The organism is Maritimimonas sp. 2405UD52-3 (assembly GCF_056591715.1).
Genome location: NZ_JBWQOL010000001.1, coordinates 332,559 through 350,294, shown reverse-complemented (window position 1 = coordinate 350,294; position 17,736 = coordinate 332,559). Strand labels below are relative to the sequence as shown.

The 17,736-nt window shown below is 33.8% G+C and carries 13 protein-coding genes; 6 read left to right on the top strand and 7 right to left on the bottom strand.

Annotated elements, in window-relative coordinates:
* The first annotated feature begins 23 nt into the window (after nucleotides 1–23).
* The gene (locus AC1EU5_RS01620) at nucleotides 24–2,819 is read left to right on the top strand and encodes a TonB-dependent receptor (protein ID WP_480190598.1); all 2,796 of its coding nucleotides are present in this window, start codon (nucleotides 24–26) and stop codon (nucleotides 2,817–2,819) included.
* Nucleotides 2,820–2,857: 38 nt separating this feature from the next.
* The gene (locus AC1EU5_RS01615) at nucleotides 2,858–4,024 is read left to right on the top strand and encodes a multidrug transporter (RefSeq protein ID WP_480190597.1); all 1,167 of its coding nucleotides are present in this window, start codon (nucleotides 2,858–2,860) and stop codon (nucleotides 4,022–4,024) included.
* Nucleotides 4,025–4,093: 69 nt separating this feature from the next.
* Here the strand turns inward: AC1EU5_RS01615 and AC1EU5_RS01610 are convergent, their stop codons facing one another.
* Nucleotides 4,094–4,432: a toxin-antitoxin system YwqK family antitoxin gene (locus AC1EU5_RS01610; RefSeq protein ID WP_480190596.1), complete on the bottom strand. Its 339-nt coding sequence runs from the start codon at nucleotides 4,430–4,432 to the stop codon at nucleotides 4,094–4,096.
* 421 nt (nucleotides 4,433–4,853) lie between these two features.
* Between AC1EU5_RS01610 and AC1EU5_RS01605 the strand changes: the two genes are divergently transcribed.
* The gene (locus AC1EU5_RS01605; RefSeq protein ID WP_480190595.1) at nucleotides 4,854–6,053 is read left to right on the top strand and encodes a porin; all 1,200 of its coding nucleotides are present in this window, start codon (nucleotides 4,854–4,856) and stop codon (nucleotides 6,051–6,053) included.
* A 69-nt stretch (nucleotides 6,054–6,122) separates the two neighbouring features.
* Entirely contained in the window at nucleotides 6,123–8,390 is a 2,268-nt protein-coding gene (locus tag AC1EU5_RS01600) for an inorganic phosphate transporter (RefSeq protein WP_480190594.1), read from the top strand.
* Nucleotides 8,391–8,424: 34 nt separating this feature from the next.
* On the opposite strand, the gene AC1EU5_RS01595 is transcribed toward AC1EU5_RS01600, so the two are convergent.
* The 4 genes from AC1EU5_RS01595 to AC1EU5_RS01580 form a co-directional block, all read right to left on the bottom strand.
* Nucleotides 8,425–10,173, bottom strand: a complete 1,749-nt coding sequence (locus AC1EU5_RS01595) for a Na/Pi cotransporter family protein (RefSeq protein WP_480190593.1) — start codon at nucleotides 10,171–10,173, stop codon at nucleotides 8,425–8,427.
* A 209-nt stretch (nucleotides 10,174–10,382) separates the two neighbouring features.
* A complete protein-coding gene (locus AC1EU5_RS01590) occupies nucleotides 10,383–12,155 on the bottom strand; it encodes a ribonucleoside-diphosphate reductase subunit alpha (protein WP_480190592.1) in 1,773 nt (590 codons plus the stop codon).
* A 2-nt stretch (nucleotides 12,156–12,157) separates the two neighbouring features.
* Nucleotides 12,158–13,432, bottom strand: coding sequence for a ribonucleotide-diphosphate reductase subunit beta (locus AC1EU5_RS01585; RefSeq protein WP_480190591.1), 1,275 nt, complete (start codon nucleotides 13,430–13,432; stop codon nucleotides 12,158–12,160).
* Nucleotides 13,433–13,802: 370 nt separating this feature from the next.
* Complete coding sequence (locus AC1EU5_RS01580) at nucleotides 13,803–14,375, bottom strand: DUF3109 family protein (RefSeq protein ID WP_480190590.1); 573 nt, start codon at nucleotides 14,373–14,375, stop codon at nucleotides 13,803–13,805.
* Between the two features lie 100 nt (nucleotides 14,376–14,475).
* On the opposite strand from AC1EU5_RS01580, the gene AC1EU5_RS01575 reads away from it, so the two are divergent.
* Entirely contained in the window at nucleotides 14,476–15,057 is a 582-nt protein-coding gene (locus tag AC1EU5_RS01575; RefSeq protein ID WP_480190589.1) for a MarC family protein, read from the top strand.
* Entirely contained in the window at nucleotides 15,057–15,659 is a 603-nt protein-coding gene (locus tag AC1EU5_RS01570; protein ID WP_480190588.1) for an FAD-dependent oxidoreductase, read from the top strand. The genes AC1EU5_RS01575 and AC1EU5_RS01570 overlap by 1 nt, the downstream gene beginning before the upstream one ends.
* Here AC1EU5_RS01570 and AC1EU5_RS01565 read toward each other — a convergent pair.
* Nucleotides 15,656–17,248: a S41 family peptidase gene (locus AC1EU5_RS01565; protein ID WP_480190587.1), complete on the bottom strand. Its 1,593-nt coding sequence runs from the start codon at nucleotides 17,246–17,248 to the stop codon at nucleotides 15,656–15,658. The genes AC1EU5_RS01570 and AC1EU5_RS01565 overlap by 4 nt on opposite strands.
* Entirely contained in the window at nucleotides 17,241–17,669 is a 429-nt protein-coding gene (locus tag AC1EU5_RS01560) for a deoxycytidylate deaminase (protein WP_480190586.1), read from the bottom strand. Before AC1EU5_RS01560 ends, AC1EU5_RS01565 begins: the two co-directional genes overlap by 8 nt.
* Between the last annotated feature and the right edge of the window lie 67 nt (nucleotides 17,670–17,736).

The following is a 17,736-nucleotide window of genomic DNA, read 5'->3' as shown; positions in this document are numbered from 1 at the left end:
CCATATATATTAACTGATAGAGAATGAAAAAAATACTTTCTATAGTTTTATTATTTACGGTTGGAATGGTGTTCGCACAAAAAGGAACCATTCAAGGTGTAGTTTTAGATAAAGATGCTAATAATGAGCCTTTGCCTTTTGCGAATGTGTTCATTAAAGGTTCCCAAACGGGTACTACCACAAATATGGAAGGAGTATATCTTTTCAAGGCAGACCCAGGAACTTATACGCTGGTTTTTAGTTTTGTGGGGTATCAAACAGTGCAAGTTCCTAATATTATAATAAAAGCCGGTGAAGTTACTACTTTAGAAAATGTGGTAATGGGCCCTGAACAAGGTGTTACTTTAGAAGAAGTTCAAATTCAAGCTTCTACGAAAAAAGAAAGTGTTGCAGCATTATTAACTGAACAAAAAAAAGCTACGGAAATAAAAGTAGCTATTGGTGCGGAAGAGCTTTCAGCTAAGGGCATAAGTGATGCTGCAGGTGCAGTTTCTAAAATTTCTGGCGTGTCTAAGCAAGAGGGATCTAGTAATGTATATGTACGTGGGCTAGGTGACCGTTACTTAAATACTACCCTAAATGGTCTTTCATTACCTTCTAATGATATTAATAAGAAAAACATTGATCTTAACATTTTTGCGTCTGATGTTATAGAAAATGTGTCAATCAGTAAGGCATTTTCTTCAAAGTTTTATGGTGATTTTGCTGCAGGTAATGTAGATATCTCTTCTAAAAATTATACTGGAAAGGGTTTTATAGAGGTTAACATAAATAGCGGAATAAATACAAGAGCCATTGATAAATCTTTCGTCAAGAATTCTGGTACTGGGCAATTTGGTTTTTATGGCCGTTATGATCACAACCCTTTTGCCGTTATATTATCCCATGGGGTTGACCCTATAGATTCGCCAATGCCTCCTATCAACCTTGGTATTGGTATAAATGCAGGAAAATCATACGATTTTGGAGAAGAATCAAGATTAAATCTTTTCTTTTCCACGTCTTTTGATAGTAATTATGAATTTAGAGGAGGTAAAGCAGTAGATTTTACCATAGTTGAAGACAAAAGTTTTCCAAATGTTGAAGAATATGAATATGGTACTACTACCACTCTTATGGGGAATATAGGTTTTAAGTTTAATGATCAACATAACTTTAAATTCAATTCACTCTTTATTAACAAATCGGCTGACCAAGTGGGTTACTATGGCGCAAAAGGTTTAGGTACCAATAGAGATGCCTTTTTAAATACTGATGCCGGTTTTTACCAAATGAATGTACAATTCAATCAAGACTTAATATTTGTTAACCAGCTTACCGGAACCCATGAAATAAGTGAAAAAGTCAAATTAGATTGGGGATTGGGTTACAACAATGTTTTTTCACATGAGCCCGACAGAAAACGAATTAGCCTAGAGAACTATCAATTTGCTTTAGACAATGATCCTTCTACAAATCCTTCCTTTTTTAGCAATGTTTCTTTTGACAATCAACGCTATTTTCAGAATATTGAAGATGAAGAGTTAAATGGTCGTATTCATTTTGAGTATACTCCTTCTGAAAAAGTAAAGCTTAACATTGGTTATAATGGTAGGACAAAAACACGTGATTTTGACAATATACGTTATGGCTACAAATTCATAACTAATAATCAACCTACTACAGATGTAAATAATTTAGATGCCATTTTTAGTATTAACAATCTTTCTTTAGATGGCGTGTCAGGCTTATTTCAAACAGATGTTTTTAGAGGTGTTTACCCTCAAATTGGCCGCCTGAACCTTCCGGGGCTACCCGAAAATACTTATAATGGTAAACTTGATATTTACGCAGGTTATGCTAATGCAGAATTAAATTTTGGTGATAAATGGCTTTTTGTACCAGGTTTTAGAATAGAAGCTTTTGAACAACGCATTGAATATGATGTTATTAATTTGCCGCCTAGTGATCCTGGGTTTAGGGAATCTAATGAATCTTTTTACTTACCAAGTTTAAGTGTTCGATTTGCAATTAATGATGATCAAAATATTAGAGCGGCCTATAGTAAAACGGTTTCTAATCCGGAATTCAAAGAAATGGCTCCTTTTGTTTATGAAGGTGTAACACAACGTATTGGTGGTAACCCTGATCTTTTAAATGACCCTTCATTTTCTGAGGTAAATAATTTTGACCTTAAGTATGAGTGGTTCTTTGGACGTGGAGAAATCATTTCTATTGGTGGATTTGCCAAACAAATTTTTGATCCTGTAAATCTAGTTGTTGCGAATGATGCCACTGGAACACAGCGCTATTTTAGAACGGGTGATAAAGCTACCATTTTAGGCGCCGAATTTGAATTAAGAAAAACATTACTATTAAATCAGGAAGAGGAACCTAAATTAACTGCGGGCTTTAATTTTACCTACATGCATACTGATCAGGATTTGAAAAATTCTACCGGTTTGTATACCTCCACTTTTGATCGTGACAATGATGAATTACAAGGTGCTTCTCCAATTATAATGAATGCAGATATTAATTATAGCCCCATTTTCAACAATTATGAACCAACGTTCAATTTGGTTTTTTCATATTTCGCTGATAGAATTCAAGCTCTTGGTTCTGGCCAATTAGGAAATATTGTTGAAAAAGCAGTGCCTGCTTTAGATCTTATTTGGAAAAATAAAATAGGTGAAAACCTCCAAGTAAACTTAAGTGCTAAAAATTTGCTAGATCCTAAAATTCAATATGTAAGAGAAAATACAGGGTTGGGTGATATTGTAATCTTGGAATATCAACGTGGGATGAATATTGGTATACAATTGAAATATAATTTCTAAACAACTTATAAAAAACGGAATACTTAAAACTACAAAAGATGAGAAAAACATTTTTAAGCCTTGCCTTAGTTTCATTACTCTTTGCTTCTTGCGGAGAAGATGACACTGCTGATATCATAATTAATATAAACGGAGAAACACAGAACTCTGATGCAATAGCTTTATCTGGTAATCAATCTTCTGATCTTACACTTGAAGCTAGTAACGAATATTTAATTGATGGTCCACTCATTATGGAAGCCGGCACTACCCTTACTATTCCTTCAGGAATGACAGTAAAAGCAGCAGCGACTGGTTCTGATGTTTATATTGCCATAGCTCAAGGCGCTAAAATTATTGCTGAAGGAAATTCAAATAACCCAATTGTATTTACATCTAATTCCAATACCCCAAATGCCGGTGATTGGGGCGGATTAATTTTATTGGGCAAGGCACCTATTAATTCTGTAACTGGTGGAGATGCAACAGCAACTTCTGAAATAGCAAGCTTACCTTACGGAGGCTCAGATGAAAATGATGATTCTGGTATATTACGTTATGTGCGTGTAGAATATTCAGGTGGTAAGGCGGATGGACAATCAGAAAATAATGGATTTTCTTTTTATGGAGTTGGTAACGGAACCACCATAGAATATATTCAGGCATATGAAGGCCTAGATGATGGCATTGAATTCTTTGGAGGTACCGTGAATGTAAATAATGCCGTTGTAGTAAATTCTCAGGATGACTCTGTAGATTGGACGGAAGGATATTCAGGTACATTAACTGATGTTTATATAAAACATGGAACTCAGCATGATAAAGGTATAGAAGCAGATGGGTTTAATACCGATATTGGGAATAATGCCGACCCTAAATTTTTCTCCAAACCTACTATTACTAATTTAACAATAATTGGTTTGGGTTCTGGTACAGGTAATGAGGCTGTAAGATTAAGAGCTGGTACACAGGGTCAATTCAGTAATGTATTTATTCAAGGCTTTGAAGAAGCTTTTGATTTGGATGGTGATGCTGGAGACAGCCCAACAGGAAATGGGGTTGTGAGCGGTGATTTAAATGTAACCGACACCAAATTTGAAGATGTTATAACTATATTGAAAAATGACACTGATGTAGAATTTTCTCAAGGAGATTTTATTGATGGTTCTTCAGAGGCCACAGGTACCGATTTTGTAACTTGGGGTGCTGTCTGGACTAGACAATAACTATTTAATCAGTAAAAAATAAAAGAAAAAGCCTGCTTTAAGCAGGCTTTTTATATATCATTTAATAGGTTATCCTAAACTTTTTTTATCCGTTTGAACCACATTTACCACTTTGCCATTAGAGTAATTTACCTCCTTTACTCCCTTTTCACTGTAAAAAAGCCATTTTCCCGTCTTTACTCCTAACTCATATTCTCCAATAGCAACTTTTTCTCCTTTACTATTAAAGTAAGTCCAGGTGCCATGCAATTTTTTATCTTTAAAAAAACCATGTTGTTCTACATTTCCGTTATCATCATATATGGTTGCTTCTACTAAGTCACCTTTTTGTTCATACTTTACATTATCCTTTTGGGCATTAGTAACACCAACAAAAAAAACTAATATTAATAGCACTATTTGCTTCATAATCTTTTCTTTTATACAATCTTCTAACGCCACTAAGTTAAGAATTATTTTACATTAAATAAATATTAAATTAACCTTAAATTAACATTGCGACATTAATTAATTGACTTTTAATTATTTATACTCCACAGACTAAAGACTTTTGATACTAACCAATAATGGAAATAAAAATAATTTAATAATTACATAATATTCCGTTTACATGAAAGCATTGCGTTTCCTTTATTTTTGTACTTGTCTAAATGACGTTCATTGTTTCAACAATCAATTAGTTTTTGTCAACTAGATTTTGAAATAATTAGGCTACTTTTTTAAGTAGCCTTTATTTTTTTTAATAAAAATGATTTAAAAATAACCTAGAGGAAACTTTAAGTTAACATTAGTATTAGTTCTTTGCAGCGACAAAAACTAATATAAGATTATGAAACTGAAAGTTACCTTACTACTGTTGGTCCTTTTTACGGGTTTCAACATTTCCGCACAAAAAATTAACACTTCTAAATTTGGCAAAGGTCTTTTTAATTTAGTTGGAAAAGATAGTTCTTTTACCATGAAAATTGCAACGCGAATGCAATTTTTGGGAATAGCTGAATGGGAAAGACAAGATGGAAATTATGTAAACCCTAATGCCAACTTTTTAGTTAGAAGAGCACGTTTAAAATTTGATGGTTTTGCTTTAACACCAAAACTAAAATATAAAATGGAGCTAGGTCTTTCTAATAGAGATATTGGAGGAGCTTCTCAGTTCACCAATAATGGCTCGCGTATTATTTTAGACGCCGTTGTAATGTGGAATTTCTATGAAAATTTTGAGTTATGGGTTGGGCAAACGAAGCTTCCAGGCAATATTGAGCGCGTGATTTCTTCAGGAAACATGCAGCAAGTTGATCGCTCATTGGTGAATAGTCGATTTAATATTGACCGCGATATGGGACTTCAATTAAGGCACCATACAACCATTGGTGAAAAATTCTTTATGCGAGAAAAAATTGCATTTTCGCAAGGTGAAGGTAGAAATGTTACTTCAGGTAACTTAGGAGGTCATCAATATACCGCTAGACTAGAATTGTTACCTTTTGGCAAGTTTGAAGGTAAAGGTGATTATAGTGGAGCCGATTTAAAAAGGGAAAAGACTCCAAAATTAATGCTTGCCGCTACTTTTGACCACAACGATAACGCAGTTAAAAATAGAAGTAATCAGGGATCGTATATGGTGAATGACACTGGTTTTTATGAAACGGATATAAATACTTGGTTTATTGATGCTATGTTTAAATATAGTGGTTATTCTCTAATGGTAGAATATGCTGATAGAACAGCTGATGACCCTATAGCTAAAAACAGTGATGGTTCTGAAACAGGAACTAAAGTGCTGGTTGGCAGTGGTTTGAATATACAAACAGGTTATTTGTTTCCAAGTAATTGGGAGATCTCGGGTAGATATACTGGAATAGATCTTGATGCTCTTACAGAACGAAATCCGGAAGCACAGTACACTTTTGGGGTATCAAAATATCTTGTTGGTCATAAATTGAAAGTCCAATCTGATCTAAGTTATCTAGATGTAGACGGTGGAACGGATGAGCTCATGTTCAGATTGCAATTTGATATTCATTTTTAATGAAAAATAACAATTAGATAATATACCAATAAAGTTTAATCAAGATTTTTGCAACACAAAATTTAGAAGATGGAAAATATTTACTTAATCATGATTATTGCACTTGTTGTCTTAGCCGCTGCAGATTTGGTGGTGGGTGTAAGCAATGATGCTGTTAACTTTTTAAACTCTGCAATTGGCTCAAAAGCTATTTCATTTAGAACCATAATGATTGTAGCTAGTTTGGGTATTTTCTTAGGTGCCATTTTCTCAAGTGGTATGATGGAAGTTGCCCGTAAAGGAATTTTTGTTCCAAGTGAGTTCTACTTCAATGAGATCATGATCATTTTTATGGCAGTGATGATCACAGATATCCTACTGCTAGATTTTTTTAATACACTCGGTATGCCTACTTCTACGACGGTGTCTATCGTATTTGAATTGTTGGGTGCCGCCGTAGCAATGGCTTTAATAAAAATAGGGGCTTCTGATACTCAAACATTTGCCGATTTAACAACATATATTAATACTAAAAAAGCATTTGAAATTATTTCAGGTATTCTTTTATCCGTAGTTTTTGCATTTAGTATTGGTGCATTTGTACAATATGTATCGAGGTTGATTTTTTCCTTTCAGTATGATAAAAAGATAAAATACCTCGGCGCTTTATTTGGTGGAGGTGCATTAACTGCTATTACCTATTTCATTTTTATGAAAGGCCTAAAAGGAACACCTTATTACGGTGATTTAAAAGGTTTATTGGAGGGGAATGAAATCATGATCATTGCTATTAATTTTGTTGTATGGACTGCGCTATCACAACTTTATATGGGCGTGCTAAAGAAAAATATTTTCGTTCCGATTATCGCTATTGGTACTTTTGGTTTAGCACTCGCTTTTGCTGGAAATGACTTGGTAAACTTTATTGGGGTACCCATGGCTGCATGGCATTCTTATGAAGCATGGTCAGCTTCAGGAGTAGAGGCCACAGCTTTTTCAATGGATGTTCTAGATAAAAAAGTTCCAACAGAGCCACTATTATTATTCATTGCAGGTGGTATTATGGTACTTACTCTTTGGTTTTCAAAAAAAGCAAGAACAGTAGCCGATACTGAAATCAACTTAGCTCGTCAAGGTGAAGGTGCTGAAAAATTTCAACCTAATATGCTATCAAGAGCAGTTGTACGATTTACAATGCTAGCTTCAAAGTATACTGCTACAGTGGTTCCTAGTTCAGTACTTAACAAAATTGAAAAGCAGTTTGAAAAACCTGTAGTTACTGTTTCTAAAGATAAAATGCATGAATTACCTGCATTTGACCAAGTAAGAGCTTCTGTAAACTTAATGGTAGCAGGTGTATTAATTTCTATTGCTACCTCAATGAAATTACCTCTTTCTACAACCTATGTTACTTTTATGGTGGCTATGGGTACATCTTTAGCTGATAGAGCCTGGGGAAGTGAAAGTGCTGTTTATAGAGTGGCAGGGGTGTTTAATGTTATTGGAGGCTGGTTTGGTACCGCTATAATTGCGTTTATTGCATCGGGAACTATGGCCCTCATTATTAAATTAGGTGGGGCAGCGGCTATAGCTGTACTGCTATTAATTGCTATTTTACTTTTAGCTAGAAATTATATTAAGCACTCTCAAAAATCAAAAGAATTAAAAGCCGAAGACCGCCTTACCAAGGCTGAAAGCAGCTCAATTCAGGGGGTTATTGAAGAAAGTGCTGATAATATTTCTAAAGCTTTAAAAAGAGTAAGTAAAATTAACACAACAACTATTTCTGGGTTAATAAATCAGGATTTATCAGGGCTTAAAAAGGCAAAAGAAACTGTTATAAAATTAGAATCAGAAATTGAAGATCTGCAAAGTGATATTTTCTATTTTATTAAAGATTTAGATGATTCTTATCTGGGGGCTAGTAAATTTTATATTGATGTTATTGGAAGTTTACAAGATGTGGCACAATCGTCTAGTTTAATTGCCAAAGTAAGTCATAAACACGTTAATAATAATCATAAGAAGTTAAAGAAAAAGCAAGCAGCTGAATTGCTTGAAATTAATAATAGATTGAAACATCTTTTTGATGAAATAAGACAGGTGTTTGACTCAAGAAGTTTTGACAGAATCGTTCCGACTATCGTTGATGAAAAACAAGAATTGCTGAAAAGTGTTGAAGAGTCAATTCAACATCAAGTTGAAAGGACTAGAACTGAAGAATCAAGTCCAAAAAACACAACACTTTACTTTAGTATTCTATTAGAAACAAAAGATTTAATAAAATCAAATATAAATCTTCTGAATTTATATTATGATGAGTTTAATAGGACTTCAGAATCTTCAACAGCTGAATAATACTAAATAAAAAAGCGTCTTTAAAGACGCTTTTTTATTTATCGTTGTTTTCTAATAAGGCATCTTTTTCAACATAAAGTAATTCTGCCACGGTAATCAATTTTTTTATCAAATCATTCACATTATCATTGTCATTTACCAATGAAGATGCCATGTCTACTGTAATCAAATTATCTCTAATCAATTTATCAATAGATTTATTATTATTATGAATTGCTTCCTTAGCTTCGCTTTTTAATTGCATCAACTTTTCAAAGTATATTTCTTTTTCATCATTCGTTCTAAAGAGGTAAATAACACGAAGTACCTTTACTACCTTTTTTCTAAATTTATTGTATTCTTTACGAATGCTAGCATTATCAGAATTCAAATATCCTGTTACATTTTTATTGAGCTCTTTAAGAATTCTCAAGATTTCAACCATCAAGCGATTTGCTAGTTTAATTTCTGAAATATGATCGTTCTGTACTTCTGTTAATTTCAGTTTGCTTTGTGCTTTTGTGGCATAACTAATTATTTGCCCATAGATGTTTTTTACTTTAGTATAATATAATTCTTCTACATCTATACCCATATCTTCTTTAGATTGCTTAACTATTTTTTTGATCTTCAAATCTGACTTGATATCGCTTCGATGAATATTCAGAGCATGGGCAACAATCTCAAAAATGGCGTTTTTATACAAGTACTTAGATTCCTTAACCAGCGATGTGATCAAGGTTTCTGGATATTTAGCAACCTCTTTGCTTAAATATTTTGGTTCATCAATAGCTTTCTCCGGTTCTATTTTTTCAGGAACCACTCTTTCTACTATTTTGGCTATAGGCTTCACAAACCATACTAGTAAAAATGTGTTTGTAATATTAAAAACGGTATGAAATAGTGATAGAGCCACGGGTATTGCTGCTGCACTTACATAAGGTGAATCTGAACCTAAATTAGTTACTATTTTCTCAATGAACTTTAGAAAAGGATAGAATAATATCAATACCCAAATAACTCCAATAATATTAAAAATTAGGTGTGCTCTCGCAGTACGTTTAGCCTGATAATTAGCAACAATAGCCGCTAGATTTGCGGTTATAGTAGTACCTATATTTTCGCCTAATACCATTGCCGCCGCCAACGGAAACGGAATCCATCCTTGTGCTGTCATAATTAAAGTTAATGCCATAGTAGCACTTGATGATTGTATAATAACAGTAAGCAAGGTGCCAATGAATAAAAAAAGCAATACAGAAACAAAACCAAGATCTGTATAACGCTTCAAAAATTCTAAAATTTCTGGGTTACTTTTAATATCTGGTACAGCATCTTTTAAAAACTGCAGGCCAATAAATAATACTGCAAAACCTATAATGAAATTCCCCCAATTCTGTAGGTTCTCTTTTTTTAAAAATGTCAATCCAAAACCCAAACCTACTAAGGGTAATGCAATGGTGCTCATACTTACTTTAAACCCTAATATAGTAATTAGCCAAGCTGTTATGGTAGTACCAATGTTGGCACCCATAATAACACTTATAGATTCTGTTAATGTTAAAAGTGAGGCATTAGCGAAACTTACCACCATTAAGGTGGTAGCTGATGAAGACTGAATGATAGAAGTAATAAAAAACCCCGTAAGTATCCCGAAGAACCTATTAGAAGTCATTCTAGCCAGGATACTCCGCATTTTGTCTCCAGCCAGATCCATAAGGGCATCACTCATGACTTTCATCCCGAAAAGAAATAACCCTAAAGCACCTAAAAGCTGCAGTACATCATAAAACCCGTAATCCAAGTTAAATGTTAATTTAAAGTTAGCTTAGTGTAAATATAATGTAAATAAATCGTTAACTACAACTATAGGCACAAGATTCAAAACAAAAAAATAGACGTTCAAAAATGAACGTCTATTTAAAACTAAATTCAATCTTATATTAAGATCCACACATCAAGCAATCATTGCTTTGTTAATTTTACAATGGCAATGATCACTTTATTTTTTTACTACGCTTCACAAGAGGTACACTCTTTCTTTTGCTTAAACTTTTGTGCTGCATTCATACTATGTTGGTAGTATAATGACTTTAAGCCAAGTTTCCAAGCGGTTACATAGATTTTATTAATGTCTTTTACCGGCATATCAGGATGTACCATTAAATTCACCGACTGTCCTTGGTCAATATGATTTTGGCGCGTTGCCGCCTGATAAACAATAGTTAATTGATCTAATTCAGAATAGGTTCTGAAGACATCCTTTTCATGATCAGATAAGAAATCTAAATGCTGAACGGAACCATCACGATCACGAATACTTCTCCAAACTTCATTTGTATTTTTACCTTTTTCTTCTAAAAGTTCAACTAAGAACGGGTTCTTGATTGTTGTCTTGATCTTGGCTATATCCTTTACATAACAATTGGACCAAATAGGCTCAATACCCTGAGATACTTGTCCTAAAATAAACGCTGAAGAAGTAGTAGGCGCTACAGCATTTAATGTTGCATTACGTCTTCCGTAACCTTTTAAAACCTCAGGTTCACCTAAAAGTTCTGCCAGTTCTTCTGAAGCCTTATATGACTTTTCTTTAATGGTTTTAAAAATCTCATTATTTAAATTATAGGCTTCCTGGCTATCAAATGCTAACATTTTAGATTGTAAAAATGAATGCCATCCTAAGGCGCCTAAACCTAGTGCCCTGTTATTCTTTGCAAAATTATAGGCTTTTTCCATGAAAAGGAAGGTCTGTTTGTCATCACGATTATCAGAGTCTTTATATACCTCTAGCTTCGTAATAAATTCCTCCATCACCGCATCTAAGAAATAGGTCAACGTCTCTACAGCATCGGTATCTTTCCATTTATCATAATGCAATACATTTATAGAAGACAAACAGCAAACAAATGACCAATCATCATTAGAAGGTAACATGATTTCAGTACATAAATTACTAGCAAAAATTTCTAGATTCTTGTCCTTATAAGCATCTACCGTTTGATTGTTTGCATTATCCCTGAAGAAAATATACGGATAGCCTATTTCACCTCTACGCTGTAAAACCTTAGCCCAAATAGCCCTTTTATCAGTATCTCCATCAATCATTTCTTGCATCCATTCATTCCCCACGGTTACACCATGTGTCAATTCCTGAATAGGGTTTCCTTCTGTTCCTATTTCTAAAAATTCATTGATGTCTTTGTGGTCTATTGGTAAATACGGAGAAAATCTTCCTCTTCTTACAGAACCTTGACTTACTACATCAACCATTTTTTCAAATAGCTGCATAATATGCACCGATCCTGATGATGAACCATTATTTTTTACCTCTGCTCCTCTTGGGCGAATCTTACCAAAATATCCTGAGGTACCCCCGCCTAATTTAGACATCATACCCACTTCAGATTGTGTGAATAAAATATCACCCATATCATCAGCAATATGCGAACCAAAGCAGCTAATTGGTAAGCCTCTTTCTTTACCAAAATTTGACCATACAGGGGAAGCTAATGAAAAATAGCCCTCTGCCATATAGTTATAGAACTTTTTAGAAAAACCATCAATTTTAAGTATTTCCTCTGCTCTGTCAGCTATCTCTTTTATTCGTTGTTCTGGCGTTGTTCCTTCTGTTAAATAACCAGATTCTAAAAATTTTCGGCTATTTTCTGTCAGCCATTTAATTTCAGGTGTTTCTTGGTTTTTTTTGAGGGCTTCTTGTCTTGCCTTCAATAAGAGTTCTTCGTCAGTAAGTTGCTGCTCTTGCAGGGTTTTTTGTTGGTTCATCATTAAAATAGGTCGTCGCTAGTTATACTTTTTGTTCTTTTACTGTAGTTAATAGATCGTTTCACAAAGAAATCTCCATGTTTGGTAGCTATAATTTCATCGTCAAACCATTCTGTGTACTCTAATAGTTTTTCATCAATATCAAATACCTTATCAATGCCAATGCTTTCTAGTGAATTATTAAATCTATTCTTTATAAACTCATTAATTACCACTTTTGGCAGGAATTCTAGTTCTCCTTTTTCAAAAATCCAATCAACAATTCTGCGTTCTGCATCATAAGCCTCTCTACATAAGTCTTGCACTATTAAGTTATAGTCTTCACCAAACCAAGATGGGTTTTCTTCTTTAATTATCTTAATGACATCAATACCAAAATCACCATGAATTTGCTCTTCTTTTGAAGTTGCCTCAACCACATTAGAAACACCCTTCAATACATTTTTGTGTTTGTTGAATGCCATGATTATTAAGAACTGCGAGAAAAGTGATACATGCTCAATAAACAATGAAAACAGTAAAATAGACTCAGAGTATTCTTTAATATCTTCACTTTTGGCATTTTTCAATGCTGTATCTAAATAATGAACCCTTCTCATGATTACCGGGTTCTTTTTTAATTTTTTAAACTCATTATTGAGTCCTAGAATTTCTAGTAAGTGCGAATAGGCATCATGGTGTCTTACCTCACTTTCAGCAAAAGTAGCGCCTACAGATCCTATTTCGGGTTTTGGCATTTTATGATAGATATCGCCCCAGAATGATTTTACCGCTACTTCTATTTGTGAAATAGCCAACATCGTATTTTTTATAGCGCTTTTTTCAACATCATCAAGGCCTGTCTTAAAATCTTGAATATCGCTTGTGTAGTTGTATTCAGTATGAATCCAATACGAATGTCTTATGGCGTCTACATACTCATACAACTGAGGGTATTCATACGGTTTCAAATTAACCCGCTTTTCAAAAATATTTGTCTTTCTATTTCTAGCGCGCTCGTCTCTATAAAGTATATAGGCTTTAGCTACATCGTGAAAAGTACTGTCCATTAACTTATCTTCAACAATGTCTTGCACTTCTTCTACTGTAGGGATGTAGTTGGCGTCTTTTATTTTTCGTTCTATAAGCGCTTCACGTACTGTATCAGAAATTGCTTCGGCATCTTCTCTTGTACCATTCTCTACTGATTTCATTGCCCTTTCAATGGCATCTGTAATTTTCTTTAAAACAAAAGGAGTTGTTTTATAATCTCTTTTAATAATTTCAGTTATTTCCATAATTTCAGTAGTTAAAAAGGGTAAAGCGACATTTTAAGCAAAACAATTTCGAGACTCAAAAATTGGAATCAATAATTGAGTTTTAAGGATCATTTACAAATAAACGCTAGTAATTTTTCTCTAAAATTTGAGATAAAATTGACATTGACAAATATTCATTTTTTCATTGAGAAAAAAAACTCCTAATTATCCACAAATCAAGGCAAGTTTTTAACAAAAAATTAAAAATGTGCTATTTTTCTTAACATTAAGTTAACATTTAAAATATTGATTATCAATATTTTAAAATATCAAACATTCGCTCACAAGCAGTATTTACTGGGGTTCTTAAAATTCTTCTTAAAATGAGATTAGGTAACCAAAAAGTTGATCAACCTTTTGTTCGTTTCTGGGCTATTTTTTCAAGTTCCTCATACCAATCTTCTCCAAACTTTCTAATGAGCGCTTCTTTTACAAATTTATAGACGGGTACCTGTAATTCTTTGCCTAAAGTACAGGCATCATCACAAATACTCCATTGATGGTAGTTCACAGCTGCAAATTCAGAGTATTGTTGTACCCTAACTGGATATAGGTGGCACGAAATAGGTTTTTTCCAGCTTACCTCTCCTTCGTTATAGGCTTGTTCTATACCACATTGAGCAATGCCTTTTTCATCATAATTAATATACACACAACTATCATCTTCAGGGATTAAATTGGTTTCATACTCACCATTTCTTGTTACAAAAAGACCTTGATCTTCTATAGTTTCAATACCTTGTTGGGTTAAAAAAGGTTTTACCTTAGGGTAGATATCCATTAGGATCTTTAATTCTTCCTCTTCTAATGGAGCGCCGGCCTCTCCGTCAATACAACAAGTACCTTTACATGCCGATAGGTTACAGACAAATTCGTTGTCTAGAATCTCTTCTGAAACAATGGTTTTTCCTAGCTGAAACATGCTTCAAAAGTACTTATTTTTTCTATGTAACTTTACACTAATTTAATATGAAAAAATAGATGGGTTTACCTACATTTGCCGCGAAAATAAAAGGGATATAATGAACTTCGATCTTAAAGAAATTTTTACGGCCTTTATGGTGTTATTTGCAGTGATAGATATTATAGGTAATATACCTATCATTATAGATTTACGTAAAAAAGTAGGACATATAGAATCAGAAAAAGCATCGCTTATAGCTGGTGTAATTATGATCATTTTTCTGTTTTTAGGACAAAGCTTATTAAGCCTCATTGGCATAGACGTAAATTCATTTGCGGTTGCCGGTGCATTCATTTTATTCTTTATAGCTCTTGAAATGATATTGGGTATTACTTTATATAAGGATGAAGATGAAGGAAATATCACCGCCTCGGTTTTTCCATTAGCATTTCCTTTAATTGCAGGCCCAGGAAGTTTGACTACATTACTTTCTTTACGTGCTGAATTTTACATAGAAAATATCATTATTGCCGTTTTAGTAAATGTGCTTTTAATTTATATAGTACTTAAAACCTCAGCTAAAATTGAGCGTTTGATAGGATCTAATGGTATTAAAATTGTTCGTAAAGTATTTGGGGTCATTTTATTAGCAATTTCAGTTAAGTTGTTTGCTGCCAATATAAAATTACTTTTTGCTTGATGTATGATGTGCTGATCATAGGAGGTGGAGCAGCAGGCATGTCTTGTGCTTTGGTTCTAGGTTCGGCTGTCAACAAGCCTTTTGCACAAGGAAAAAAAATAGGTGTCATCGCTCATCAAAAAGCTTCTCATTTACAAACCGCATTATTTAATAATGTGCTGGGGCTTTCACCTAAGACATTGGGTGAAATTATTCTTATAAACGGATTGGATCAGCTTTCTAGTCTTTACCCACATGTAGATCAAATTCTAAATCAAAGAGTGCTTGAGGTTCAAGAAAAAAATGATCATTTTACCCTTTCTACAAATAAAGATACCTTTCAGACTAAGATCATTGTTGTTGCTGTAGGTTATACCAACACTTTTCATATTAAAGGTCTTGTCCAATATATAGAGCCTCATCAAAAAGCAAGGCCTGAAAAAGATCGTATTCAACTAAAAAATAATGATCATTTGGTAGCCAATGGTATTTACGTTGCTGGTACTTTAGCTGGATGGCGAAGTCAGTTTGCCATTGCTTCTGGAAGCGGAGCAGCTGTTGCCACTGATATTCTTACATTGTGGAACAATGGTGAACATGTTAAGATACATGACAAACTTTAGTGTTTGACAAAATTTATTTTCTGTTCTAGTTCTTTTACTTGCTCAATCATTTTATCATTCTGGTTCAAAACCAGAAAAAACTCATCATCGCCAAATAAATATTGCGCAAATAGTGATTTTAAATAGCGTTTGATATAAGGAATATTATCTATTTCACCTTTAATATCCTGACGGATTAAATTCAAATACTCATTCAAGATTTTTTCATCCTTATCAAAATCTTTTAAAAATGATTTAAAAGTAAAATGCTCTAATTCTTTTCTGTGATTATCTACATAATTGAATACAAAATTATTCATCACACGTACATGAAATGTAGCAAAAAAAGCTGTGGTATCTATGCTTACAAACACATCAGGAATAATACCGCCACCGCCATATACAACCTTTCCTTTCGGTGTAGTATATTTTAAAGAGTCATCCACTTTTATGCTATCAGCTGTCATCAATTCACCACTCAAATAGCGTTCTCTAAAATTGTCATTATAATATTCTTTAGTATCATCACCTTCATAAGGTTTTTGAATAGAGCGTCCGGTAGGCGTATAGTATCTTGATACTGTTAAACGAACTGCAGAGCCATCTCCTAAGCCCATTTCTTGCTGTACTAATCCTTTACCAAATGAGCGTCGTCCAACGATAATACCTTTATCATTATCCTGTAAAGCACCTGCAATGATCTCACTTGCCGATGCTGAGTTTTCATCAATCAACACATACACTTTACCATTTTCAAAATCACCTTTTGAGGTAGCGAATGATTTATCAACCTTACCTCCTTTATTTTTGGTGTAAACAATGAGTTTATCATCCTCTAAAAATTCATCTACCATTTTTGTGGCAACTCCTAAATACCCTCCTGGGTTTCCTCTGAGGTCAAGAATAAGGCTTTTCATATCATTGTCAATCATTTCATCCAAATCCTCTTTAAATTCCTTATAGGTAGTTGCAGCAAAACGGTCTACCTTAATATACCCCAATGAATCATTAATCATATAGGCTGCATCCACACTTTTAATAGGAACTTTACCCCGTTTAATAGTTACATTTAGCAGTTTATCTTCAGCTTTTCTGTAAATGGTAAGGTCTACTTTGGTCTTTGGTTTTCCTTTCAGTTTACTAATGATATAATCATTATTGAGCTTCTTTCCGTAAAGGGTATCAAGGTCAGCTATCAAAATACGATCTCCTGCTAATAATCCCGCCCGCTTACTCGGACCATCATCCAACACTTTTATAACAGCAATGGTATCTCTATAAATTCTAAATTGAACTCCAATACCTACAAATTCGCCATTCATGCGTTCGGCGATATCGTCAGCATCATTAGCAGGGATATACACAGAATGTGGGTCTAACTTTCCTAAAATTTGTTTAATAGTACCATCAAGTAGGCTATCAGTATCTACTTTATCTACATAATCATATTGAATATAATCTATAAGTCGTTTGATCTTCTCTTCCTGTGGTGTTTGATTAAAGAGCATTACATTCTTCTTCTTAGGATAATTAAGAGTGCTCCCAATAAAAATACCCAAGGCTACAGCCACTGAAAGTAATAAAGGAATATATATATTCTTTTTATTCATGTTCATTAATATGTACCAATTCTACACCTGCTCTTTTCAAAAATTTTAATCCGGAGTCATCCTTATACGCATCAGCATATACTAGCCGTTTAATACCTGATTGATGAATTAATTTACTGCATTCCTTACATGGAGACATTGTAATATACAAGGTAGCACCTTTACAACTTTGAGTAGAAGAAGCTACTTTTAAAATGGCATTGGCCTCGGCGTGCAATACATACCATTTGGTGTAATTATCATCATCTTCACAGATATTTTCAAAGCCGGTAGGTGTTCCGTTATAACCATCAGAAATGATCATTTTGTCTTTTACGATCAATGCGCCCACCTGCTTACGCTTACAATACGATAACTTTGCCCATTCTCTCGCCATCTTCAAATATGCTACATCGTATTTACGCTGTTTCTCTTCCGTCATTAAAATATGCTTGGTTTTACTCCCCTTTGGTCAGTGTAAATTAAACTTCTAAAATAGCCGTTTATTT

Bases quoted from the DNA above. Each gene is read 5' to 3' on its own strand.
- AC1EU5_RS01620 (WP_480190598.1), top strand. From the start codon at position 24: ATGAAAAAAATACTTTCTATAGTTTTATTATTTACGGTTGGAATGGTG.
- AC1EU5_RS01615 (WP_480190597.1), top strand. From the start codon at position 2,858: ATGAGAAAAACATTTTTAAGCCTTGCCTTAGTTTCATTACTCTTTGCT.
- AC1EU5_RS01610 (WP_480190596.1), bottom strand. From the start codon at position 4,432: ATGAAGCAAATAGTGCTATTAATATTAGTTTTTTTTGTTGGTGTTACT.
- AC1EU5_RS01605 (WP_480190595.1), top strand. From the start codon at position 4,854: ATGAAACTGAAAGTTACCTTACTACTGTTGGTCCTTTTTACGGGTTTC.
- AC1EU5_RS01600 (WP_480190594.1), top strand. From the start codon at position 6,123: ATGGAAAATATTTACTTAATCATGATTATTGCACTTGTTGTCTTAGCC.
- AC1EU5_RS01590 (WP_480190592.1), bottom strand. From the start codon at position 12,155: ATGAACCAACAAAAAACCCTGCAAGAGCAGCAACTTACTGACGAAGAA.
- AC1EU5_RS01585 (WP_480190591.1), bottom strand. From the start codon at position 13,432: ATGGAAATAACTGAAATTATTAAAAGAGATTATAAAACAACTCCTTTT.
- AC1EU5_RS01580 (WP_480190590.1), bottom strand. From the start codon at position 14,375: ATGTTTCAGCTAGGAAAAACCATTGTTTCAGAAGAGATTCTAGACAAC.
- AC1EU5_RS01575 (WP_480190589.1), top strand. From the start codon at position 14,476: ATGAACTTCGATCTTAAAGAAATTTTTACGGCCTTTATGGTGTTATTT.
- AC1EU5_RS01570 (WP_480190588.1), top strand. From the start codon at position 15,057: ATGTATGATGTGCTGATCATAGGAGGTGGAGCAGCAGGCATGTCTTGT.
- AC1EU5_RS01565 (WP_480190587.1), bottom strand. From the start codon at position 17,248: ATGAATAAAAAGAATATATATATTCCTTTATTACTTTCAGTGGCTGTA.
- AC1EU5_RS01560 (WP_480190586.1), bottom strand. From the start codon at position 17,669: ATGACGGAAGAGAAACAGCGTAAATACGATGTAGCATATTTGAAGATG.